Source organism: Xanthomonas campestris pv. campestris str. ATCC 33913 (assembly GCF_000007145.1).
Classification (GTDB): domain Bacteria; phylum Pseudomonadota; class Gammaproteobacteria; order Xanthomonadales; family Xanthomonadaceae; genus Xanthomonas; species Xanthomonas campestris.
Window position 1 is genome coordinate 59787 of the sequence record NC_003902.1, and the last position, 23820, is coordinate 83606.

Annotated in this window: 20 protein-coding genes, 1 other RNA gene and 1 pseudogene; 8 read left to right on the forward strand and 14 right to left on the reverse strand. The window is 63.8% G+C overall.

Annotated elements, in window-relative coordinates; all coding sequences use genetic code 11:
- Positions 1 to 297 precede the first annotated feature (297 nt).
- Complete coding sequence (locus XCC_RS00255) at positions 298 to 1086, reverse strand: DUF1868 domain-containing protein (RefSeq protein ID WP_011035307.1); 789 nt, start codon at positions 1084 to 1086, stop codon at positions 298 to 300.
- A gap of 10 nt (positions 1087 to 1096) precedes the next feature.
- Complete coding sequence (locus XCC_RS00260; RefSeq protein WP_372357255.1) at positions 1097 to 3760, reverse strand: TonB-dependent receptor; 2664 nt, start codon at positions 3758 to 3760, stop codon at positions 1097 to 1099.
- A gap of 105 nt (positions 3761 to 3865) precedes the next feature.
- Here XCC_RS00260 and XCC_RS00265 point away from each other — a divergent pair, with 105 nt between their 5' ends.
- Complete coding sequence (locus XCC_RS00265) at positions 3866 to 5023, forward strand: ROK family protein (RefSeq protein WP_011035309.1); 1158 nt, start codon at positions 3866 to 3868, stop codon at positions 5021 to 5023.
- A gap of 138 nt (positions 5024 to 5161) precedes the next feature.
- Entirely contained in the window at positions 5162 to 7318 is a 2157-nt protein-coding gene (avrBs2, locus tag XCC_RS00270) for a type III secretion system effector avirulence protein AvrBs2 (protein WP_011035310.1), read from the forward strand.
- A gap of 184 nt (positions 7319 to 7502) precedes the next feature.
- Here avrBs2 and XCC_RS00275 read toward each other — a convergent pair whose 3' ends face one another.
- The 3 genes from XCC_RS00275 to XCC_RS00285 form a co-directional block, all read right to left on the reverse strand.
- Complete coding sequence (locus XCC_RS00275) at positions 7503 to 8993, reverse strand: ribonuclease H-like domain-containing protein (RefSeq protein WP_011035311.1); 1491 nt, start codon at positions 8991 to 8993, stop codon at positions 7503 to 7505.
- Complete coding sequence (locus XCC_RS00280) at positions 8990 to 11485, reverse strand: DEAD/DEAH box helicase (protein ID WP_019237057.1); 2496 nt, start codon at positions 11483 to 11485, stop codon at positions 8990 to 8992. The genes XCC_RS00275 and XCC_RS00280 overlap by 4 nt, the downstream gene beginning before the upstream one ends.
- 222 nt (positions 11486 to 11707) lie before the next feature.
- Entirely contained in the window at positions 11708 to 12856 is a 1149-nt protein-coding gene (locus XCC_RS00285) for a Fic family protein (protein ID WP_011035313.1), read from the reverse strand.
- Positions 12857 to 13137: 281 nt separating this feature from the next.
- Here XCC_RS00285 and trhA point away from each other — a divergent pair, with 281 nt between their 5' ends.
- Positions 13138 to 13800 (forward strand): PAQR family membrane homeostasis protein TrhA, encoded by a 663-nt coding sequence (gene trhA, locus XCC_RS00290; protein ID WP_029216929.1) that lies wholly within the window; start codon positions 13138 to 13140, stop codon positions 13798 to 13800.
- A gap of 66 nt (positions 13801 to 13866) precedes the next feature.
- Here the strand turns inward: trhA and XCC_RS00295 are convergent, their stop codons facing one another.
- Positions 13867 to 14184 carry a hypothetical protein gene (locus XCC_RS00295; protein WP_011035315.1) on the reverse strand — a complete coding sequence of 106 codons (318 nt, stop codon included), beginning with the start codon at positions 14182 to 14184 and terminating at the stop codon, positions 13867 to 13869.
- A complete protein-coding gene (locus tag XCC_RS00300) occupies positions 14181 to 14558 on the reverse strand; it encodes a hypothetical protein (RefSeq protein WP_011035316.1) in 378 nt (125 codons plus the stop codon). The genes XCC_RS00295 and XCC_RS00300 overlap by 4 nt, the downstream gene beginning before the upstream one ends.
- 180 nt (positions 14559 to 14738) lie before the next feature.
- Here XCC_RS00300 and XCC_RS00305 point away from each other — a divergent pair.
- Positions 14739 to 14813, forward strand: a non-coding RNA gene (locus XCC_RS00305) — sX9 sRNA.
- 70 nt (positions 14814 to 14883) lie between these two features.
- Here the strand turns inward: XCC_RS00305 and XCC_RS00310 are convergent.
- From XCC_RS00310 to XCC_RS00315, 3 genes and pseudogenes are all read right to left on the reverse strand, one after another.
- The gene (locus XCC_RS00310; RefSeq protein WP_228442240.1) at positions 14884 to 15402 is read right to left on the reverse strand and encodes a hypothetical protein; all 519 of its coding nucleotides are present in this window, start codon (positions 15400 to 15402) and stop codon (positions 14884 to 14886) included.
- A gap of 262 nt (positions 15403 to 15664) precedes the next feature.
- Positions 15665 to 15760: pseudogene (locus XCC_RS22715) on the reverse strand (oxidoreductase); the annotation flags it as partial.
- Between the two features lie 5 nt (positions 15761 to 15765).
- Positions 15766 to 16365 carry an NAD(P)H-dependent oxidoreductase gene (locus tag XCC_RS00315; RefSeq protein ID WP_043877675.1) on the reverse strand — a complete coding sequence of 200 codons (600 nt, stop codon included), beginning with the start codon at positions 16363 to 16365 and terminating at the stop codon, positions 15766 to 15768.
- 62 nt (positions 16366 to 16427) lie between these two features.
- On the opposite strand from XCC_RS00315, the gene XCC_RS00320 reads away from it, so the two are divergent.
- The 4 genes from XCC_RS00320 to XCC_RS00335 all read left to right on the forward strand — a co-directional run bounded on the left by XCC_RS00320 (position 16428) and on the right by XCC_RS00335 (position 19617).
- Complete coding sequence (locus XCC_RS00320) at positions 16428 to 16628, forward strand: hypothetical protein (RefSeq protein WP_162490372.1); 201 nt, start codon at positions 16428 to 16430, stop codon at positions 16626 to 16628.
- A gap of 54 nt (positions 16629 to 16682) precedes the next feature.
- The gene (locus XCC_RS00325; RefSeq protein WP_011035320.1) at positions 16683 to 17033 is read left to right on the forward strand and encodes a winged helix-turn-helix transcriptional regulator; all 351 of its coding nucleotides are present in this window, start codon (positions 16683 to 16685) and stop codon (positions 17031 to 17033) included.
- Between the two features lie 611 nt (positions 17034 to 17644).
- Complete coding sequence (locus XCC_RS00330) at positions 17645 to 18649, forward strand: ParA family protein (RefSeq protein ID WP_235439337.1); 1005 nt, start codon at positions 17645 to 17647, stop codon at positions 18647 to 18649.
- Between the two features lie 53 nt (positions 18650 to 18702).
- On the forward strand, positions 18703 to 19617 hold the full coding sequence (locus XCC_RS00335) for a hypothetical protein (protein ID WP_138922015.1): 915 nt from the start codon (positions 18703 to 18705) through the stop codon (positions 19615 to 19617).
- Between the two features lie 426 nt (positions 19618 to 20043).
- Here XCC_RS00335 and XCC_RS00340 read toward each other — a convergent pair whose 3' ends face one another.
- From XCC_RS00340 to XCC_RS00350, 4 genes are all read right to left on the reverse strand, one after another.
- On the reverse strand, positions 20044 to 20883 hold the full coding sequence (locus XCC_RS00340) for an XVIPCD domain-containing protein (RefSeq protein WP_011035323.1): 840 nt from the start codon (positions 20881 to 20883) through the stop codon (positions 20044 to 20046).
- Between the two features lie 98 nt (positions 20884 to 20981).
- Complete coding sequence (locus XCC_RS22300) at positions 20982 to 21428, reverse strand: hypothetical protein (RefSeq protein WP_040940284.1); 447 nt, start codon at positions 21426 to 21428, stop codon at positions 20982 to 20984.
- Between the two features lie 177 nt (positions 21429 to 21605).
- On the reverse strand, positions 21606 to 23054 hold the full coding sequence (locus XCC_RS00345) for an XVIPCD domain-containing protein (RefSeq protein ID WP_019237075.1): 1449 nt from the start codon (positions 23052 to 23054) through the stop codon (positions 21606 to 21608).
- A complete protein-coding gene (locus XCC_RS00350) occupies positions 23051 to 23806 on the reverse strand; it encodes a hypothetical protein (protein ID WP_227971862.1) in 756 nt (251 codons plus the stop codon). Before XCC_RS00350 ends, XCC_RS00345 begins: the two co-directional genes overlap by 4 nt.
- Positions 23807 to 23820 lie beyond the last annotated feature (14 nt).

Sequence of the window (23820 nt, forward strand, 5' to 3'; positions counted from 1 at the left end):
GGGTAGGGCCGCTAAAGATCTCAACGTCCTCCATCAACCACGCGCAACGTTGTTGCCATCACATGCAGCATGTAACGCGCTGCAGACGACTGTACAAACGAAATAGTATGGTTTGGCGCTATTGCAGATGCGCCGGCGATTGCGAATGGGCGAGGGTACGTACCCTCACCCCAACCCCTCTCCCGAGGAGAGAGGGGCTTTAGGGCGCTGCGCGTCCATACACACGGCCAATGATCAGCTTGCAGCGCCGCAGCAGGTGTCGTTACACGCACAACAGATGGCCCTACGCACTCAACTTCACACCTCGCGGAGCGTACGAAACGCATACATGTCGTTGAACGTGCAGAAGTGGAAACGCGGCACAGTGATCGGGCCGGCGGCAGCCAGGCGCTTCAGCCACACGCCCACCGCAGCGTGGTAGTCCGCCTGTTCGTCGGCATCGAGCGTTTCGCACAGATAGGCCAGCGAGATGTGGAACCGGTAGTGGCTGTAGTCCGGGCGCTGCAGCAGCGTCAGCGCCATCAGGCCCTTGCGCGCCGTCTCCAGCCGCTGCGCGGTGGCCGCATCGGCAGGCAGCAACGGAATCAGCAGATTGTCGTTGCTGCCGGTCATGGCCGCGGTGGGGTCGACCACAAACCGGCACGCCCCCAGCGGCGTGGTGTTGCGCTGCTGCAACCGCGACAGGAAGCTGGCGTTGATGTCGGCCAGCGCAGCATCGCGCGCCAGATCGCTCGGCCACGGCCCGTGCGCGCGGTCGGTTTCATTGACCCCGCCCAGCAAGGTCACGTGATAGCTGCTGGGCGGCAGCACGGCGAGCTTGTTGGCAAAGCCGTGCTCGGGCAGCTCGCGGTAGATGTCCAGCACCCGGTCGAAGCTGGCGTAGCCATCGCCCTGCTGCTCGAGATGGCCGACAAACGTGTTGCCGGCAAACGGCATCGGCCGCCTGGAGCGCAGGAACTTGCGGCCCACATCCGCAGGCGGCGCTGCACCGGCAAGCGAGGGTAGTGCGGTTGCCAGCAACGAGGCGCCGGCGGCGCCGGTGAGCAGGCGACGGCGGCTGAAGGTGGTATCCAGACATGACGACATGCTTAGCTCCTCAAAGTTTGACGTTGACGCCGACCATCACGGTGGGGGCCATCTTCCAGGCCGATTGCACATACTCCTGATCGCGGCCGATGCGGTATTGGTAGCCCTGGCCAGCCAGGTTGAGCACGTCCAGGCTCAGCGACACTGCCGGGGACACGTCCCAGCCCAGTTTCAGATCGATGCGGTCCAGCGGTTGCTGGTAACGGTTGCGATAGAACTCCTGCAGGCTGCTGTAATTGGGAAAGCGGTCATCCCACAGCTCGCCGGTGCGGCTCCAGGCCAGCGTGGCGCGCAGCGGCCCACGGGCGTAATTCAGGGTCAGATTCCACAACTGTTTGGGCTGCTGCGGCAGCACGTCCAGGGTGGTGCGGGTGCCATCGCCGAGCACCACCGGGTAGTCCACGTCCAGGAACGTGACATTGGCGGTCACCGACAAGCCGGCCAGCACGGGCAGCCACGGCCCCAGCTCCTTGATGGCCCCCAGCTCGGCGCCGCGCAGGCGTACCGGTCGGTCCACATTGCGCGGCTGGGTGACCAGCACCTGCTCGCCGTCGATGCTGTCCATCTGGCCGTAGCGGAAGATTTCATCGTCGATGGTCTTGTGGAACAGCGCGATCGACAGCAGGCTGCCGCCGTCGTCAAAGCTCCAGTCGTGGCCAAGGTCCAGGTTCTGCGAGCGGCGCGGCTGCAGGTCCGGGTTGCCCTGGTTGAGCGTGGGCGGTGTGCTGCCCAGCGTGAGCACGCCGCCGTTCAAGGCCATCTGGTCCAGGCGCGGGCGCCCGATCGAGCGCGAGACGCCAACGCGCAGCGTGCCGTTGGCGCTGGTCTGTAGTTGCCCGCTGAGCGAAGGCAACCAGTTGCGGTAGGTGCGCACCGCGCTGACCGGTGTCCAGGTGGTTCCGCTGAGCTGCTGGCCGGCGCTGGCAAAGCGTGTCTGTTCCAGACGGATGCCGCCAGCCAGCAGCCAGCGCTCGCCGCGCCATTGCGCCTGGGCAAAGCCGGCGCGCACCTGTTCGTCGACCCCATAGCTGCCGCTGTTCTGCGCGGTGGTGTCCACCACCCCGCGCGCCTGGCCGGCCAGGGCATCCCAGCGTGCATCGGCCAATGCCGGCTCGATGGTCATCATCTCCCTGTTGCAGCCCAGGGCGCAGGTCGGGCGGCCCAGCACGTCGGCCAATGTGTCAGGCAGCCCGTTCCAGGTGGTGCGCTGCACCGTGGTGCGCATATGCGTGCGGACCTGCCGCGCGCCCACGGCCAGCCCCAGCCCGCGGCTGTCCTCGTCCGTGTTGCGCCGCAGCTCCAGCTGCAGGTCGCCGACCCGTTCGGCGTAGCCGGTGCGCTCCTGCTGGTGATAGGCATTGGGGTAGCGCGCCGGGTCGTCGGCCAGGGCCGGGTCCAGGGGCGTGAAAGCGGGCAGCGTGCCGCTCCAGTCGAACCCGTACCCCAGCCGATTTTGCTGGAAGCGGTCCCAGGTCTGCGGGTTGTCCACCGTGGCGCGCGAGGTGCTCGCGCGCAGCGCGGCGCGCCACTGCGCCGGCAATTCGGCCAGCAGCTCGCCGTTGATGCCCGTCAGCGCGCGCTTCCAGCGCAACTGCCCCAGTTCGACGTATTGATTGAGGTTGTCGAGCGTGCCGCTCTGCGCGCCGGTGCGGGTCAGGCGTGCGCTGTTCTGCACCTGGGCGTTCTGGGTATTGCGGTCCGAGGCCTCACGCTGGCGGAAGCTGTAGCCGGACACATGGCCGCTGAGCGGACCCTCCGGCTGCCAGTCCACGCGTGCGGTCAGGCCGCGCCGTTCGCGGGTGTTGGCGTAGTTGTACCAGCGCCGTTCGCCGGGAACCGCAGCGCCGGTGCCCCCGTACGGCACCGGGTCGCGCGTACCGTCGGCGGCGTACCAGTTCAAGCCGCCGCCGTTTTCCTGCTGCGGCACCGAGATCTCGCGCCGCCATTGGCTCGCAGCGCCCAGGAAGGCGAACTGCCCGTCGCGACCGAAGCGCTTGCCCCATTTCAGATCGCCCTCGCCAACCGGCGAGCGGCCGCCGTAGCGGCTGCCCATCAAGTTGGCGCCGCCCTTGGCCGAGAAGGTGAGCAGGCCATCCGGGCGGCCGAAGCCGGTGGCGGTGACCAGGTTGGTAACACCGCCGATCGCGCCGCCATCGTTTTCCGGCAGGAACGACTTCACCACATCGATGCGGTCGACAAAGTTGGCCGGCAGCACATCCATCATCGCCTGGCGGCTGCCGATGTCGTTACTGGCAAAGGCAAAGCCGTCGATCAGCATGCTGTTGTAGTTGCCGTTGAGGCCACGCACCGTCACGTAGCGCGGCTCGCCCTGGTACTCCACGGTGCTGACGCCGGTGACCCGGCGCAGCGCATCGCCCACATTGAAGTCCGCCAGCTGCCCGATGCTGTCGGCGGCGACCGAGTCCACGACGGTGGGCGCGGCCTGTTTGGTGGCGATGGCGCGCGTGTTCTGCGACTGGAACGAGGTGCGCACCTGCACCGCATCCAGGGTCTGCGGCGAGGCATCGGCGGGCGCCTCGGCGGCCTGCGCCGGCGCCTGCATCCAGCCCGCCACGGCCATGCCCAGCGCGAGCGACAATGTGCGACGCTGCGCGATGCAGGCCGGGCCGGGCAGACACAGGAAGCCAGAAGGAGAGCGATGAAACAGACGCATGGCACGATCCGCACTGTCGGGCAGCCCCAACGTGGTGGCCGCAAGCCGATTAAATTAATCTGCTTAATTTAAGCTTATGTGACACCACCGGTTCTTTTGCCTTCCATGTCTTCCTTCTTCGCCCACGCGGCCATTCGTTCGCATTACCGCCGCCGCAGCGATGGCCAGGCCGCCGGTTCCAGCGAGCGCGCGCTGCTGGATCTGATCCGCAGTGCCGGCCAGCTGGCGCGCGCGGATCTGCCGCGCGCCAGCGGGCTCAGCGTCCCCGGCACCAAGGGCATCATCGACCCGCTGGTTGCACACGGCCTGCTCCAGCTCGGCCCGTCGCTGCGGCGCGGCCGCGGCCAACCCAGCGTCGAGCTGAGCCTGGTGCCCGACTATGCATTCAGCGTGGGCGTCTCGTTGATGGTCGATGGCATCGCGGTGGTGCTGATCGACTTCGCCGGGCAGGTGCGCGGCATGCGCCAGCTCACGGCGTTCCCGCTGACGCTGGACCTGGTCGCGGCGCAGTTGCCGGAACTGGTGGAGCAGTTGCTGCAGGCGGCCGGTGTCGACCGGCAGCGGCTGTTCGGGGTGGGCGTCAGCATGACCGGCCCGCGCATCGGCGATGGCACGCGGGTCAATCCGCCGCTCACGCTGGCCGCCGAATGGATGCAGGTCGAGCTGGACCGCTTCATCGCCGAACGCCTGCAGTTGCCGGTTTGGATGGACAACGACGCCCATTGCGCCGCGCTGGCCGAAGCCTTGTACGGGGTCGGCCGCCAGTCGCCGGATCTGGTCTATCTGACCATCGCCGACGGGTTTGCCGCAGGCGTGATCGCCGCTGGCAGCGTGCACCGCGGCGCGCACGGCAACGTGGGCGAACTGGGGCGCATCTCGGCCATCACCGGCAGCGCGCGGCCCACGCTGGAAAGCCTGCGCCAGGCGCTGGTCGCCGATGGGCATGCGCTGCCGGACCTGCACACCATGCTGCAGCACTACGATCCGGCATGGCCGCAGATCGAGGCCTGGCTGGATGCGGTGCAACCCACCGTGACCCTGGCGGTGGCGGCGATCATCGCGTTGATCGACCCGCGCGTCATCGTCTTTGGCGCGCGCCTGCCGGCAGATCTTGCGCAGCGGCTGATCGCCCGCGTCGCCTTCGAGCCGGCGCCACGGCGCGGCGTCGCATCGCCGTATCCGGCATTGCTGGTCGGGCAGGTGCAGGCACACGCCACGGTGCTGGGCGCGGCCATGCTGCCGTTCAAGGAAACGCTGTTCTAGCGCAGGCGATGGAGCAGCCGACGCGCTGCGCCGGCATTGCGGCGGAGCATCGTTTCGCATCGCGGCGGCATAGTTCGCCTCGGTTGCGCATTGTCATCTGCCAAGCGGTTTACTGGCCGCAGTGCTCTTGAGGTCGTCATGCGTATTGCTCTCTTGCAACCCGCCGCTACGCCCACCACCGCGCTGGCCACACCGGCGCACACCAGCGCGATCACCCCGATGGAGGTGCCGCAGCCGCCAGGCGGCAACCCGCCGTTGCGCGCACGCCCGCGTCGCCAGGCCGCCGTGCTACCGCCGCTGGTGCCATTGGACGACAGCGCGATGACCGGCAAGCAGGCATTGGTGGCGCTGGACGGCGAGTTCTCCGAGCAGCGCCTGGCCGAAGTGCAGGCGCACCAGATCACCTTGCAGGCCGCGCAAAGCGCGCTGGCCAAGCAGCTGCCACAGGCCACTCCCGCACCCAGGCCCGACAGCATCGCGGCACGCTTTGCCGCCGGAACGCTGCAGCCGGTGTATCTGGACACCGCCGCGTTCGACGAAATGACCGCCAGCTTGCCCGAGCACTCGCGTGCAGCGGCCGGCCCGGTGCTGGTCGATGCGCAGCAAGGCCGCATCGTCTTCGATCTGGGCCACGCGTTTGCGCCTGGCGATACCTTCAGCGATGCCGCACGCACGGCATTGCGCAAGGCGCTGGATCTGCGCGCCCATGGGTTGGAAACACCGGGCTGGCTAAAGCCCGCCGCGCCCACGCCCGCGCAGCCGCGGCGCAAGTTGCAGCAGGCCGCGCGCTACCACGGCCACGAGGTGCCGGCGCGCGACGGCGGCGCAGCGTTCTTCAAGCCCAACGACCACCATCTGGTGGCCGGCAAGGACGCGCTGCTGCGCAAGCACCGCAAGGAGCTCGTCCACGACGCGTATTTCCAGGCGCCCAGCACGCGCGCGCTGGGCAAGGACGTGATGGTGCACCGGGGCCTGTTCGACAACCACGCCGGCATCCCGGAAAACTCGCTGGCCGCCATCGATCGCGCTTACGAACACGGCTATCGCAACCTGGAACTGGATGTCGAGGTCAGCGCCGACGGCGTGCCGGTGCTGATGCACGACTTCAGCATTGGCCGCATGACCGACGACCCGCAGAACAGATTGGTCTCGCAGGTCCCGTTCGCGCAGTTGCGCGAGATGCCGCTGGTGATCCGCAACCCGGTCGACGGCAACTTCATCAAGACCGATCAGAGCATTGCCGCCGTGGAGCAGGCGCTGGAGCACGCGTTGCAGAAGCCGGAGGCGATGTCGGTGGCGCTGGATTGCAAGGAAGATACCGGCGAGGCGGTGGCGATGCTGCTGATGCGTCGGCCGGACCTGCGCCAGGGCGCCGCGATCAAGCTGTATGCCAAGTACTACACAGGCGGCTTCGATCAGTTTCTGTCCAATCTCTACAAGCACTACCAGATCAATCCGCTGCACTCGCAGGACGCGCCCCGCCGTGCCGCGCTCGATCGCCTGCTGGCCAAGATCAACGTGGTGCCGGTCTTCAGCCAGGGCATGCTCGCCGACGCGCAGTTGCGCGATTTCTTCCCGGGCAAGGATGATGGCCCGGAGGGGCTGGCCGACACGGCGGTGCAGTGGCTGGAAAGCTGGAACCGGATGCGCCCGGTCATCGTGGAGGCGGTGGCCACCGACCAGCAAAGCGCTGCGGGCAAGGCCATGGAGCTGACACGCACACGCCTGCGCCAGCCCGACTCGTCCTACGCGCAGGCGGCATTCTCGTCCGGCTACCGCTATGAGGATTTCTCGCTGCCGCGCGCCAACCACGACAAGGACTATTACGTCTGGCGCAACTTCGGCGAGATGCAGAAGCTCAGCGGCGAAGCCTTCGGCATCCAGCGCACCACCGCCGGTGCCTTTCGCGACGCCGGTGAAAGCCTGCTGACCGACCAGCCCGAAGAAGAACTGCTCGCGCTGCTGGAAAACCGCACCCTGGCGCGTGGCCACACCGGCATGGAACTGGACCTGCCGCCAGAGACGCCCATCGACAGCGCACGCGATGCGGCGATCGTGGAGCAGCGCACCAGCGAATTCCGCGCCGCGTCCAGGCCTGCCGACCCGGCGCATGTTGCGGCTGTGCGCGAAGGCCGGCTGCTGGATCGCTCGGCAGACCATTCGCACGATGCCGCCGCCAGGCAGGCGGTGGATGCACGCGCCGACGCGCTGGGGCTGCTGACCGATCAGTACCGTGGCGCACCGGTCACCCATTACCTCAACGAGCAGGCCAGACAGATCGAGCCGGGCGAGTGATGCCGGCGCACTGATGCTGCGCCGGTGCGCGTGACTTGGCGGCATGACCGCTCAGGTGCTCGCCAATGGGGGGCGGCCTTGCAGTGTTGCCGGTGGACATCGCCTCTGCCGGCAAACTGCACTGGCGCGCGCACCCAGGATGCCCGCATTGCGCCACCACTGCGCGTGGTCCGCCGCTCCTGCGCTACGGCGTCTCCAGCATCGGAATCACTTCACGGTCCTGCGCGTCCACCGCCACCAGGCGCTGCATCAGCAGCGACAAGGTCACCACGTCCTGGTGATTGTGCTCGGCCACGCGGCGCAGGTTGCGCGCGCTGCCGCCGCGCAGGTAACTCAACCAGGCGGCCGGGGCTTCGGAGCCGGGCAGGTCGTCTTCGCGCACCACGCGCAGCAGCTGCCGTTCGATGGTGGCCAGCTTGCAGTTCTCCCAGGTGCCGCGATAACGGCGCCGGGTGGGGAACAGCAGGTCCACATGATCCAGCGCAGAGATCGGGTCGCCGCGCCGCGCCAGCCGGTAGCGCGTCTTCAACAACGGCGCGTCGTAGCAGCGGCCGTTGTAGCTGGACAGCACCGTCTGCGGCGACAGCCAGCTGCGGAACAGATCCAGCATCGCGCTTTCGGCCGCCATCGTGGACATCATCAACTGGCGCACGCGCAGCCCGCTACCCTGCGTAACGTCGGTGTACCAATCGGCCACGCCGATCATGAAGGCGCGCGTGCCGGTGCCGCCGGCCAGGCCGGTGGTTTCGGTGTCGAAGAACAATAGATCCATCGGGTCCACCGCGTCCTCGCGCTTGGCGAACGCCAGCGACAGCGCCTGGCGTGGGATCGCCTGCGGCAGGAAGGCTTCGATCAGGTGCAGGCCGGGCGCGATCTCGTTGCCGGGCAGATGCCGGTCGGTGGACGCCGCGCGTACCGGCGCGTGCGTCGAGACCGCGCGCTCGCGCAGGCCGATCATCTTGCGCAGGCCGGCGATATCGGTACGTCGCTGCGGTGGCGGGTTGGATATGGGCGCAGCCGGCACGCGCGCCGCCGCATCGGCCGCCGCACCTGCCGGCTTGTGGCGCACATCGTGGTCCACCCAGGCAAACGCCGAGCTATCGCGCGCAGCCGCTGCAGCAACCGGTGCCTGCAGGGCGCGGCGCGTCATGGCCGGTGCGCTGGGCTGGGCACGCGGTGCACCGGCAGCCTCTGCGCTGCCGGGCTGCGCGCTTCGCACCGCCGCATCGCGCGGCAAAGCGCGTGACGCAGACGCAGCAGCACCCGGCGCAGGCTGGCGTTGCGCACGCGTGGGCATCACCGCATCGTCCTTGCGCGCCGTGGGTGTCAGCCCGCCGACCTGGCGGCGTAGCAGGCGCAAACGTTCTGCGCTCACCCCAGGATCGCTGCCAGGCACCGGCGCTGCCGGCGCACGCGTTGGCTGCACCGCCGCAGGCATGTCACCTGCGGCACGCGTGTGCGCATCGCCTGCCACTGCATCCGCACCGACTGCATCACCCGAGGTGCGCGCCACCGCTGCCGCGCGCAGCGGGTGTGCATCCGCCTGCGCATCGACCGCAGCGGAAACATCCGCACCATCCACTGCAGCGCCATCTGCAAGCGCCGCCGGCGCAGGCACATCGGCATGCCCGGCCTGACGCCGCAACAAGCGCAACCGGTCCGCACTCACGCTCATGCAAGCACATCCAGCGCCAGGTCATCGTCCACCTGGGTGGCATGCCGCAACGGCGCGTCCGCATCGAACAACAGCGCCAGCACCGTCAAGGCCAGCGACTTGGGCGACTCGCCCTTGCCTTCCTCATGCGCGGCCAGCACCGGGCCCACGCAGGCCGGGCAGCCGGCGCTGCAGTCGCAACGCCGCACCAGCTCGTCGGCGCGCTGCAGCAGCTCGGCCTGGCGCAGCCACAGCGGCTCGCTCAGGCCCACGCCGCCGGGGAAGTTGTCGTACAGATACACCGTGGGCACGAAGGCCTGCTGCAATTCCACCGCGCCTTCTTCGCCCTCGTCCACGCCGCGCAGCTGCCCGCGCCCGGTCTGGTCGGCCACCGCAAACCACGCGCCGTCGCCATTGCCCACGGCTTTTTGCAGGTCGCGCGCATCGGCCATCACCGCCACCGTGGCCACCACGTGCAGCGCATAGGCCGCACCCAGGAAACCATCCAGCGCATCCTGCTTGGACGCGAACGCCTTGCCCAGCGTGGCCTGCGGCAGCTGCCACCACACCGCGGTGGTGTGCAGTTCCTGGTCGGGCAGATTGACCGGCCCGTAGCCGATGTTCTCGTGCGTGTAGTAGCGGATCTTCTTGTAGCCGGACACGCGCCGCACCACATGCACCTCGCCGTGATGCGAGTCGCCGCGCCCGGCCACGCCGCCGTCGAAGCGGTCCAGCACCTTCAGCTTGGTGTAGTCGATGCTGTCGGTGTAGTAGTCCACATGCGTGCGCGTGACATAGGCCTTGCGGCCTTCCCAGTCCAGCCGCTCCACCTGGTACGGCGTGCTCTGCACCATGTGGATGGCGCCTTCGTACAAGGTCAGTGCCGCGGCCGAATAATCCACCTCGGCGATGATCTGCTGCTTGCCGTCGCTCTTGTCCACCACCACGAAGTTGCCGTCGGCCACCGAGCGCAGGCTCACCGCATTGGCCGGGTAGCTGTCGGCGATCCACTCCCAGCGGTCGCCTTCCTGGTGGATCACTTCGCTCTCGGCCAAGGCTTCCAGGAACACCAGCGGGTCGATCGGCCCGAACGGCTCGCTGGCAATGAACGGCAGCTCGAACGCCGCGCAGCGGATGTGGTCGAACAAAATCAGCGGCTGATCCGGCGCAATGCGTGCATGTTCGGGCGAGGCATCGGCGAAAAAATCCGGGTGCCGCACCACGTACTGGTCCAGCGGCTGCGAGCTGGCCACCAGCACACCCAGTGCCGGTTGTTGGCGCCGCCCGGCGCGGCCAAACCGCTGCCAGGTGGCCGCCACGCTGCCGGGGTAGCCATTGAGGATCACCACGTCCAGCGCGCCGATATCCACGCCCAGTTCCAGCGCAGACGTGGACACGATGCCGTCGATGGTGCCCGCGCGCATCGCACGCTCCACTTCGCGGCGCTCGGTGGGCAGATAGCCACCGCGGTATGCCCGGATGCGCGCGGGCTTGCGCGGGTCGTGGTCGAAGATGTCCTTGAGATACTTGGTCAGCACTTCCACCATCAGCCGCGTCTGCGCGAACACCAGCGTCTTCAGCCCGCTCTTGATCGCGATGCGCGCGATACGGTTGCTCTGCGAGCGTGCCGATGCGCGCAGGCCCAGGTCGGCATTGACCACCGGCGGGTTCCACAGCAGCACGTGCTTGTCACCGGTAGGCGCGCCGGATTCGGTGATGGCATGCACGCGTTCTTCGATCAAGGCCTGCGCGTGCGCATGCGGGTTGCCGATGGTGGCCGAGCACAGGATGAACTGCGGGTTGGCGCCATAGAACGCGCAGATGCGCTTGAGCCGGCGCAGCACGTTGGTGACGTGGCTGCCGAACACACCGCGGTAGGTGTGGATCTCATCGATCACCACATAGCGCAGGTTCTCGAAGAACTGCGCCCACTTGGTGTGATGCGGCAGGATCGCCTGGTGCAGCATGTCCGGGTTGCTCACCACGATGTCGCCATGCAGGCGGATCGCCTGGCGCGCATCGCCGGGCGTATCGCCATCGAAGGTGAAGGCTTTCACGCCCAGCTCGCCGGCGCGGTTGAGCTCCAGCAACTCGGCCACCTGGTCCTGCGCCAGCGCCTTGGTCGGGAACAGGTACAGCGCCTTGGCGCCGGCGGTCATCGCCGCGCTTACCACCGGCAGCGTGTAGCACAGCGACTTGCCTGAGGCGGTGGGCGTCACAATCGCCACATGCTCGCCGCGCTGGCTCGCCGCCCAGGCATCGGCCTGGTGGCTGTAGAGCTGGCTGATGCCGCGCGCGCGCAGCGCATCGGCCAGGGCCGCCGGCACGTCGTCGGGAATGGGCGCGTAATGGCCTTCGCGCCCGGGGATGGTGAAGCTGCCGGTGATGCGGTCGTGGTAGCGCCGCTCCAGGCGCTCGGTGAGCAATGCGCCGTCGCGGCTGGGCCGGCCATCAGTGGTGGCCAGGGCGCGTTCGGCGGTTTCGGTGCGGGGAGCGAGGGCAAACGGAGGCATACGGCGGCTCCCAAAGAGGGGCATGAGACAGGGGAGGTGTCTCAGGGTATGAGACCGCGGCCAAACCGGCGAGCCTGTGTCACTGAGCGGATTCAGCAAGCGGGTATCCTGCGCCGCCGCAGATGTCATCGGCAGCGCCGCGTTGGCACCGAATCACGCAGGAACTGGTGGCGTTGCAGCAGCGTTCCGTGGTGTGCAGCGTGCGTGGTTGCCGAACGTGCGCTAGGCGCGCAACAGGTTCACGTAAGCCTGGTAGCTGAAGCTCTGGCCGCGTGCACGTCCGGTGGTTTCCACCAGCACACCGATGTCCTGCAGCGTGGTCACCGCCGCGCGCGCTGTGGGATAAGAGACCTCCAGCGCCTGCTGCGCGCGATCAACGGTCAGCTTCGGCATGGTCGGCAGGAACTCGAACAGCCGCAGCGCCTGCAGCGTGCTGCTGCCGGTTCCCAGCACGCGCTTGCGATCGGCCGCGATCAACGCCGCAATCGCCACGATGCTGCGCTGGGCCTGTTCGGCAGAGGCTTCCACGCCCTCAAGGAAGAAGGCCACCCATGCTTCCCAATCGCCATGCGTTCGAATGGCCGACAGGTGCCGGTAGTAGTCGTTTTGCCTGGCTTTGAGGTAGCCGGACAGGTACAGCAACGGTTCGGGCAGCAACTGCCAGTGCTCCAGCAGCGCGGCAATCAACAATCGCCCGATCCGGCCGTTGCCATCCAGAAACGGATGGATGGTTTCGAACTGCGCATGCACCAGCGCAATGCGGACCAGAGGCGGCAACGTCGGGCGCGTGTCATGGATGAAGCGCTCCAGATCACCAAACACCTCGGCCAGGCGCTCGGCCGGCGGCGGCACGAATGCCGCATTCCCGGGCCGGGTGCCGCCGATCCAGTTTTGACTGGTGCGCATGCTGCCTGGCAGTGCGTGCGCGCCACGGACGCCAGCCAGGAGAATCCTGTGCGCCTCGGCAAGCAGGCGCAGCGAGATGGGCAATCCGGTGGGCGCCTGTAACTGCTCACGGACGAACTTGAACGCCTGCAGGTAGTTGGTGACCTCTTCCACATCGTCTGCGTTGGCCACTGTCAGCCCTGCCTCCTCGTCGAAGACGTCGGTCAGGGTGGCCTGGGTTCCCTCCAGTTGTGAGGTCAGCAGCGCCTCTTGCCGGACCGCGCTGTAGATCAGCCACTCGCTCGAGGCCACCAAGCCGGCCATGCCTGTCAGCCGCGCAAGGGCGACCTCGGCAAGGCGATTACGCTCCAGATACGCGGCCTGATCCAGCGCAGGGGCAGCCGGCGGCAGCGGCGCTGGAACAAACGCGCGCACGGTCTCGTCATGGGTCTTGATGACGGCATAGGAGCCGGTGACACGGGCCATTCAAGGATCCTTTCCTAGCAGTGCTGGCTATTAAAGAATGCCTTAATAAGACCGAGCGTTGTGAAACACCTCGTTGCTAAGCGATGGAGGGTCAGCCGGAGCGTGCTGCAGGTTCGGCCAGGTGCCGCATCGTCGCGGCGATGGCAACTGGGCACACGTGACATCAGCGCCAAACCGGCGAGCCTGTGTCACTGAGCGGATTCAGCAAGCGGGTATCCTGTCGGGCCCCACCGGGCCGCGCCATGCGGCGCCGGCGGGCTCCCCCACCTCGAAGACCTGCCGTGCCCGTGCCCCCCAGCGCTCTCGCCCCGCACTACAAGACCCCTTCCGCCCGCCGTGCCGACGTTGTGGTGCACGCCGCCGGGTTGTTCCTGGCCATCGTTGGCGGCGCCTGGATGATCTGGCGCGCGCATGCCAACGGCACGATGGTGCTGGCCACCTGCGTCTACGCGCTGGGGCTGCTGGTGATGTTTGCCTGCTCGGCGGCCTACAACTTCGCCCCGCCGCAGCGCCAGCCGATGCTGCGCAAGTTCGACCACGCCGGCATCTTCGTGATGATCGCCGGCTCCTACACGCCGTTCTTCCTGCTGGCGCTGGATGGCAGCTGGCGCTGGGCCATGATCCTGAGCGTGTGGGGTGTGGCCTCGTTCGGTGTGTTCGCCAAATTATTCCTGCCCGGCATCGCCAAGGGCTTCTGGGTGGCCATCTACCTGCTGCTGGGCTGGGCCGGCATCGTGGTGATCAAGCAGATCGTCGCCGGGCTGGACAGCACCGTGCTGTGGCTCATCGCCGCCGGTGGCGCGTTCTACACGGTGGGCGTGGGCTTCTACGTGCGCAAGTCCATGGTCTACAACCGCGCCATCTGGCACGCCCACGTGCTGGGCGGCGCACTGTCGCACTGGTGCGCCATCTGGCTGTGCCTGCGGCCGATGGGCGAGGTGTAGCGCGCTGTCGATGTCGTCGAGCAGTCGCGTATGCTCCTGGCTCGCTAGCATCGACACGTCATGGATCTATTGATCGCCTGACGACGTCGGCTTCCCATCAGAGCGCGCAGGTACAAGCACAAGGATCAGCACATCGTCGCCGTCGCGTGTGTAGATCAAGAGATATCTGCCGTCCTGGCAGGTGGTCAAACGCGTTCCCGGCAGCGGCCCAGAGTGATAGATGGCGGCACCATCCAGCGCGTCGCCCTCGGTTTCGATCCGGTCGTCCTGTTCACATGCGGCGGAATACATCTGCGGGTCGGGGATTTCGATCGCGCGCGCCAGTGCTGAGGTGAGCAATGCGGTGCGCGCATCCAGCGCGCTCTGCTTCCAGGCCACGCTCACGCACGCGTGCCCTTTGCAGCCAGTGCTGCCTCAAGCGCCGCACGTTGTTGCGTCTTGAGCGTCTCCATCTGCTGCTTCGCCTGTGCGCTGGAGAGTGCGGGGCGGGGGTCGGCCAGGGCATGCTCAGTCTGGGTGCGTAGCGACACCGCATAGCGTGCGTCCAACTCCTTGACATTCATCGCCTCGGAGCGTTCAGGCCGGCGCTTCGTCTTGCCGCCCTCGGCGTCCCACCGCGCAGCGTCCACATGAAGCACGTCCAATGGCATGCCCATCTCGCGCAAGACCTTCAACGCACTTTCGAAGCTGCCAAACCGGCGCGGCGCGTTCGCCTTGGTTGCCAGCACACGGGTCTGGTTATGGGTCTGCAACTGCACGGTCCAGGCACCGGCTTCCCCGATGACCGACGCCTGCCTGACCGCACTGGCGTCGACCAGGGCGCGTGCGGTCGCCAGCTTGACCAGATTGGTCGTGGCGCTGTCCAGTTAACGATTAAGAGCAGCTATCAAAACTACTGCGCAGCCGCCAGGCGGGCGCGGCCGGTGCTCGGAATCCTCATGTACCCACGTACACTCCGGTTCCTCCGCGCCGCCCGCACCCACCTGACGGCTGCTCGCTACGTTTTGTTAGCCGCTCTAAATGGCAATCACCTTGCCCTTGATCAGGGGCGCCAGCTAACGGCTGTCGGTCAGGCTCGCACCCTCACAGCTTGGTCTTCAGCACCGCCTCGAACGCCGCATCCGGCTCAAGGCTGTCTGAAAGCACGATCACCGAATGCAGCGTGCCCCGCGCCTGCACGCTGTATTCGAAGCCCACCTGCTTGCCGTTGCGGCTGAACACCTCGATCTCGCTGTACTCGCCGATCTCGCCCTCGAAGCGTTCCTGCGTGTAGCCGTGCTCCTTGGCGAAGTTCTTGGCGGCCGAGCGCGCGCCTTCCCAGACGGCATCTTCATAGTTGATGGGCTGCAGCAGGCTCACCAATTGCGTGGCACACGGCGTGGCGCTGGTCATGCCATAGCCATCGACGGTGCCCACCAACGGGATGCTGCTCTGGCTGCGCTTGGGCGTTGCCTTGACGGTGCAGCCAAGCTGTTGCAGCTCGGCCAGTGTGAAGTGCTCGGACTCCGGGCGCGGCGGGTCAGCGGTATGGCTGCCGTTGCAGGACGCCATCAGGCCAACCAGGGTCATGGGCCAGAGGATGCGGAAGGAAACGGTCAACAACGGCGACGTCCTTGTAAGAGTTGAGGAAACACATACCAAGTTTGGACCAGTGCGTAGGAGCGCACCTGGGCGCGGCCTAACGTCAGGCCTGCATGGCCAAAAGCCGGTGCATGCAACAGCAAGCGCACCACAACGCTGCTGCGTGAATACCTGCGTGGCGCTAACACCACCACGCGGCCTCCCAACCAGCACCACGCGTATGTACCCGCGCAGTCAGCACAACAGCATAGCCGGCAGGCGCGCAAAACGCCTGCCGCTTCCATCAGCCCACCACGCGCGGTGCCAACAGATCGCCCAATCCCACCCGGCGCAGCATCTCCGCACGCAGGCGATCGAGCACGCCGAAGCCCACGTCGGCACGGTTTACGCCTTGGCGGCAAACACCTGCTCACCCACCGCGCGCGCTGTGGCGTAGTGCGACTCCGGAAACTCGGCATCCGGCAACAACAGCAGTTCGGCAGTGCGCACCGGTGCACCGCAGAAGTCGAAGATGCCGTGGTTGATCTGCGTCTTCATCGCACCGAAGTAGCCATGCCGCGCATAGGTGCGCTCGTCCGCACCGCCAATGGCCACCAGATGTACGTCCAACCGCCCCAGCTTCTTGACGATCCTGCCGCTGTCGGCGTCTTCATCGAACGCCCAGCCCAGCGTAAACACCCGGTCGATCCAGCCCTTGAGTAGCGCCGGCATGCCCCACCAATAAATCGGGAACACCAGGACCACCGCATCGGCACGATCCAGCCGCGCATGTTCGGCCGCCACATCCGGCGCAGGACCGGCCCGCCGGGAATACAGCGCAATGTCGGCCTGGTTGAAGCGCGGATCGAAGCCTTCCTTTGCCAGGTCAGCTACTTCAAAGGTATGGGCCCCACCCGAGGCCAACAGCGCCTCGCCAATCTGCGCCGCCACCGCGTGGGTGTGCGAGCGCTGCTCGGGGTGTGCGACAACGATAAGGGCATGCATAGGCTGGGTAACTCCAATTGGGTGTGCACGCCAAGCGGCACCGCACGATACGGCGTGCTGGCTTGCGTCTGTACCAGCCATGCCGCAATGGCCGCAGCGCCACGGTGACGTTGGAGCTCGTCGTGCACCACTGCATCATTGACCAGGTGCGGCAGCAGCACGGCGGCATCGCCGGTGTTGCTGGCGGCAAAAAAGCAGGCGATGGCGTGGGGCAGGGCAAGCGACATGGCAGCGATGTCCGGTGCGAAACGTGTATGCCATGATCGGCAGCGGCATCACCTGCCGCAAGAACGCACGCAAAGGTAAGTCACGCACCCATGGGAAAGCCGCACACCCCGGACACCGCCGCGTGCGATGTCGAAGCCCTGCTCAACCTCATCGAAGGCCGCTGGAAACTGCTGCTGCTGTTCCACCTGTTCGACGGCAAGGTGCAGCGCTACTCGGACCTGGAACGGCTGATTCCCGCCATCTCGCAGAAGATGCTGGCCCAACAGTTGCGCCAGCTTGAACGCGACGGCCTGGTATTACGCACCGTCTACGCGCAGGTACCGCCGCAGGTGGACTACCGCCTCACGCCCTGGGGCCAGGCCCTGTGCCCCGCACTGGATGCCATGCTCACTTGGGGCCAGGCGCGGCAGCTGTTGCACGAACCCTCGCCGCAGTCATGACTCGGCACGCCGCTGTGGCACGCCGGCCTTAAAACATCAGGCACGTAGCGCGACGCATGTCGCCAGATAACTGGCACAAATAGCGCTTCGGTGGTCTTGGAGTATCTGCCGTATCGCGCGCTGCAACCAGCCTTGTGCGGCCAACATGATCGGCCTAGTTTCACCTCGCCACCACGGGGTGGCGAGGAGGTCACATACATGGCGACCAACGAGGACCACGTTTCGTTTGCCCGAGGCTGTTTGTACGGCAAGCCGCTGGACACCCGAGCCATGCTGGAGAGTTCTACTATGAATGATTGGCGGCCGTTCGAGTGTTCGTTGAGCGTCCGCTGCCAAGGATATGCCTTAGCAATAACCGGCCTAAGCTATTGCCGATGGCGTCATCGGTGTGATCCCGCATGAAGATGTCGCCTTGGACTGGCATGGTGCAAACATGGAAATCCAGCAAGTAGGCATCAGTGTCGTGCGTGAGGTATGGCCTGCTCGAGAGAATGGCTTAAGTGGGTCCGTATGCTTTGCTTTGTAGCTTGTTTGGCTATACTCAGCAATCATCATCCCGCGTGGTAGCCAAAGTGGCCAAATTAATTTGCTTATTTAATCATAAGGGTGGGGTGAGTAAGACCACTACGGCATTCAATCTGGGTTGGATGCTCTCATTAAAGGGTAAAAGAGTCATTTTAGCCGATTTTGATCCCCAATGTAATTTAACTGGAATGGTTGCAGGATTCCGTAAGTTGGATGATCTTGCTGGGCTTTACTCAGCCGCATGGCCAAATAACGTGCGCGACGCATTGTCCCCTGCATTCGAATCGCAACCTCGCAGAGTGGAAGGCGCGACTTGCTTTACTGTAAATGATCAAGTGCCTAACTTAATGTTGCTGGCTGGTCACATTGGCCTTGCGGAATATGAGACTACCCTTGGTGTCGCACAAGAATTAAGTGGCTCGCTGTTGCCTCTTCGAAATTTGCCGGGATCTCTTCGCTTCATGTTGGATGCCACTGCGGAAAAATACAACGCGGATTATGTTCTCATTGATATGAGTCCCAGTGTGGGCGCGCTTAATCAAAATCTTCTGACCACTTGTGATTATTTCATTGTTCCATTGCAGCCTGACTACTTTTCTTCTATGGCGCTGAATTCTTTGTCAAATGTATTGCCTAGGTGGCAACGGTGGGCGAAAACTGCCGCAGGCATCGAAACTTTGCTGACAGCCGACTATCCGTTTCCTTCTCCTCACGCTAAATTTATCGGTGCAATAGTCCAGAAATATAGGCCGCGGTTGGGCAAGGCCTCATCTGCTTTCCAGAGTTGGATTGATCGACTGAAGGTTGCGTTGGAAAAAGAACTGGTCCCTGCTTTAGCAAGCGTCGGAATGCTCGATATAGCTCAGTACCAAGCGCGGGCAGGCTCGCCGCCTTGGCAGCCTATTATGGAAGTTGCTGACTTCAACAGTCTGATCGCTTTATCACAAGATCATCAAGTTCCGGTTTATGCTTTGACTGCCGAGCAGGTTGATCAGCAGGGGGCAGTCTGGACGCAAACCCAGAAGAATATGGGTGTTTTTGGCAAAGCGTTCGAGGAGTGTGCTGAGAAAGTCATCGCTCTTGCAATATGACTCCCCTTCAGCTCTTCAACGAGGTATGGGTTCGCGCAGACCAACTGCGGCTTATGCACTCCTATATTGTAGGCGCAGATCTGGACTCAGTGTATCCAGACGAGGCACTGAGAGCTGAGTGGGTGATGCGCGTCAGTGCCCTCGATCTTTACATACACGAATTGATATCAAATCGTTTAGTAAGGATTTTTCAGGGAGGTCTTCATTCGCCTAAAGGATTTAGTAATCTCCGGCTAAAAGCAGAAACTGCGATTCGGTTGGCCACAGCGTCTCCTATGGACAGAGATGGGGGATTCGATCTGGATGTAAGAACGCAGCTTGCCTACTCCACATTCCAGATGCCTGATAAAATTGCTGATGGTATTCGACTTACTAGTGAAATCGAATTATGGGGTTCGTTAGCAAAGTATTTGTATCCGAACGAGCATCCCTCTAACTATAAAAATTTGACTAAGGGCCTTAAGGATGATTTGACAGCCATAATCGAACGTCGAAACAAGATTGCTCATGAAGGCGATCTTCAACCAAGTATGCCCAGAGAAGTTTGGTTCATCGATGTAGCGCAATTGGAGACCGTTACTTGCTTCTTATATAAACTCGTAAATGCTATAGAGGTAGTGGTCGGGGATTACGATCGCGCGCAAAGCGCAGCGCAATCTCTTGCCACATGTGTGGAGGGGCTGCAAGCAGTGCCTACTTCGCCCGCCATTGCTATTCAGATACCTGAAATTCCAGCTACCAATATTGCCATTACTCCCCCCGTGGCTCAGGAATTTCATGCGGATGGAGTTTTGTGTGCATCCGAAACCTCAGAAGCCAATAGTCTACATATGCCAACACTAAGGCTTGCCGCGGACGATCTGAATTTACATTCAAACTTTCGAGGGGGAGAGATCCCAACTACAGAAGTTCATTCCTCTAGCGATCCAATTGCAATACCTGAGGGACGATCCGAAACATCTGACTAGAATTAGATTGATACAGATATGGAAGCTAATGGGGTCAGGTTTAATTATCTGGCTCCATCGTCCTCATGGATGCAGCGACGATGTCTAGGCGGCCCAACCTCTCCAAGCCGACACCGCTGCCACCCACCCGCAGCAGCAGACACCTGCTCCCATCCATTGCGCAGCCCCTTCATCGCTTGCTCGCCCACACGGGCGTAACCCAGCTGTTTGGCTTCAGCGGTGCCCAGGCCAGGTAGCGCGACGATGGAATCTGACGGCGCGGGGCGCCCTTGGCGCTTTGCTTCGCTGCGCAGGGTCATGTTCTCGCTGCCCTAGCAGTAACGCACCAATCCCGGATGTTGGTGCGCGCGCTACTGCTCCTAGCTGAAGGGCGTGGTTTCCCGAAGCACTGAGTTTGCTGAGCCGCCCGCTGCCGAGATGTAACCCTCAGAGCGAGCGGGCCTGCCCCAATTGCTGCTGCACAACATCCTGTTGCTGGCTTCTCTGTATTTCCTCAGCTTTCGCCTGCTGCAGTGCCTCCACCTGCGTTAGACGTTGCTCCGCCGGAACAGACAGGGCTTCCTGCGTCGGCATGTGCGCCCTATTCGCAGCTGGATCAGGGGAAGCATTGCTCGCGCGCCACATATGCAACACTTCGCCGCTGCCCAGATTTGGAGTAGGTGTGTTGAATGCAAACTTCAAGTCGTCTTTCGCAGTGAAGCCTTTCTCAGCTGCCATCAGCATCAAGCTGGCACTGAGCCGCTCACTATTGTCATCCCAGGGCTTTCGGGCCTGGCGGTCTAGCTCACTGACGCCTTGGCGTACTTTTTCAAGCAAGGCACTGTCGATGGACGGATGTTGACTGCGGCCGCTTCTTTCATCGTTTGGAGCAGCAAGATCAAGCGCCGGGCTGACATGTTGGTGCGTACCCTGCGTATGCTGGAATAGCCCACGTGTGGGTGGGTTCGTGCTCGTATCCCAGTATGGCTGAGGGTTAGCCGCGCCGGTTTGGGAAAGATCAATCCCGTTATGTTCCAGCAACGGTTCCTTGAAGCGGAGGCGCTGCATATCAAGATGCATCTGGGGTGCAATGCCGCCCACCGGATGAGCGTGCGTCCTCTCGATATAGATGGCCCGACTGACTGCCCCTGCACCATAGTAGTTTGGGTAATCCGAGTCGCCATGAAATCCGATGCCGGTGGTCTGAGCTGTGGGTAGGCCTGGAGTTCCTCGCGGTTGTTTGTTGAAATAGTAAGCCTCTTGGGCGGCAACATTCTGCGGCGTCATCGGCAGCGATCCGTCGGCATTGAAGCTAATGGGGTCAGGCTGACTTATCTGGCTTCAATCTTCCCGTGGATGAGGCGACGATGTCTAGGCCATCTGACCTATCTATCTTGACACCGCTGCCACCCACCCGCAGCAGCAGACACCTGCTCCCACCCATTGTGCAGCCGCTTCATCGCTTGCCCGCCCACACACGCGTAACCCAGTTGTTTGGCTTCGGCGGTGCCTAGGCCAGGTAGCGCGATGATGGAATCTGACGGCGCGGGGCGCCCTTGGCGTTGTGCTTCGTTGCGCAGGGTCATGTTTTCGATGCCCTGGCAGTAACGCACCATGCCCGGATGCGGGTGCGTGCGGTATTGCTCGCAATTGAACGGCGTGGTGTCACGCGCCATGGAGTTGTGCGGCTGCCGCACCGGCGGGATGTACAAGTGCGTGGCCTTACCCGTGGCCGAGCGCATGCTTTGTGCTGCTGCGCCGTATGCGCACGCAAGCAGGCACAGCGCGGCCAATGTCAGCGCGCCGCGGCGCGCTGTGGTGATCCTGTCCATGGTGTTCCCCCTGTACGCACGGATCCTAGCCCACGTGTCACGCGCGCGGGTGGTTCAGCCCGCTTGAAGGGTCGTGCGTACCGAGGTGCTCACCTCGCTCAGATGCGGTGGATCGCTGTAGATCACCTTGAGCACAGGGCGCACTGAGTTAAGTAACACGCTGACGCGCCCCTCGGTCTAAAGCGAGTGCAGCTGTCCACGCTGCTGCTGTTCCTGCGACCGCTGCTGATCCAACACCTGCTCTTGCACGCGTTCCTGCGCCAGCCGTTGGTTCACCGTCTCAAGCTGCGTAAAGCTTTCCTGCACGGGTCGTTGTGCAGCCTCCGCTGTCGGCATGTGTGTGCGTAGCTTTGCGGGATCTTGCGGGCCACCCTGCACCACGAATACGTTCTGTGCGGCGGTCAGTTCTCTTGTCTTGTCACTGAGCAGCACATGGTCCACACGGGTCAAGCCATTGTCCTTGGCCAACGTCAGGAGACTTGCGGTCATACGCTCACTGGTCGCATCGAACGTGCGGCCGCTGGCCGCATCCAGCTGCTCCACCTTGCCGCGAATCTGCTGATGCATTGCGTGGTCCGGGTGGCCTGCATCTGCAGGCGTTAATAGCTGGCTTGATGGGGCAGGTGTTGCCATGGCTTGCGGGTTGATGTCACGCGCGCCCGTGTTCTTCAGCTGGACCATCCCGTAGCCGTCTTTGCCGAGGTCTACGATGTTGAACGTTTTTGCAGAACCCAGGTCCAGCCCATTGCGCTCCAGTTGCTCTGGCTCCAGCCCCAACGACTTGAGGTCGATGCGCACCTCCGGAGGCTGGCGATCATGGGCTAGATGATCGTAGTTTCTCGCAATATGGCTGATCGGGCCGACGCCGTAATAGTTGCGGTAGTCGGAGTCACTGTGCGGCCCAAGCGTGCCTCTGCTGTCGTAGAAGCACTGCTCTACAGCACGCGTCAGCGGCTTTCCACGCGCTTGGTCGTGTGTGGTCAGCGCCTCATAGCTAAGGCCCCGGGCAAACGCTGGGGGTGTCACATGCTTGTCAACGCAGCGGGTGACAGAGCGGTCCAACAGCATGCCTTCGGCATCCTCTGCAGATACGCCAGGGTTTTCATGCTTGATACGGCTGTTGAGTGCACGCAAGGCCGAGATCTCTGCTAATGCTTCGTCCTGCCGTGTCTTGTCCAGATATGCACGGGTCGGCTCTGTCAGATCTACCTGACTTTCGCGCTGAGAGTGCGCGTCCTGCATCTTCTCGCCCATGGTCCTGCCGAACTCCGCCAACGCATTGGCTCGATGTTCTGCCAAAACACCATGCATCGTCTCGTGGCCCAGTACTTCTGTCAGGTGATCGATGCGTGCGCGGCCCTGCCAATCCTGAAAGAGCGACCCACTGATGTTGAGCGTGCCTGCCTTTCCATCCTTGCCATCCTGAAAGTGACCAGCATTGTTTTGGTCATGGGAGACAGCGATAGCACCAATCTGCCCTTTCTCGATGGCGTTCCCCAATAGGTTGGACAGATATGGCGATTCGGAGATGGCCTGCCGGATGGAAGCTTCAGCCTCCTTGGGAAGGCTGGGGTCTTTCCTCATCTGCAAGAGCAGGGGCTCAATTCTTGGATCAACTGGCGTCACGCATCACCTCCATCGATCTGTGCGCCATACACGCACTCGCGTTTTGCGCCGCCGTCGTTGGTTTCGTAAATCATCAAGGCCACCGAGAAACCTTGCGCTCCGTTCTGGACAGGGCGCCAATGCTGCCGAAGCATACCGCCCTGGAATGGGCGCTGCCCGCCACGCGTGTAGCCCATAGCCTCGAGTTTCTTGGAAAATTCAGCTGCGTTCCACACGCATTGTGCATTTAGCGACAGCGCGGGATCTTGCTGATCGGGTAGGCCAATTAGCAGGTTGATAAAGGAATAGCCCTTCTTCTGCGGGCTGTGCGAGACATACAGCGTATAGCCGTGCGCGAGCGGAAGGCTTTTTAACACGCGCCGAGACACCGCCAGATCCTTTGGCGGCTCGAATCGGATGCCCAGGATCTCTTCCACCCGCCTGTAACTCATGTCGCTTGGCTGTTTTAGCGACGCCGCAAATCTCAACAGATTGGTCTCAATGTCCTGGATGCTGAGGGATGCGTTCTGACTCAGCCCGGCCGGCTCAGAATCTACGGCAGGTAGCGGCGATGTAGTAGCGGACAGGGCGCTAGCGTTCTCAGACGGCCGGGCGCACGCGCTCGGCAGCATCGAGATGAGCACCAAGAAAAGAAACAGCGTAAATGAGCGAAAGCGTGTCATTGATGTCGTATGAGCCAGCGCGGCGCGGTGATACGAGGGAAGGTACTCGCCCTCGCTCCAACCGGCCAGTCCGCCGGCCAGGCAGCTCACGCACGAACCAGACA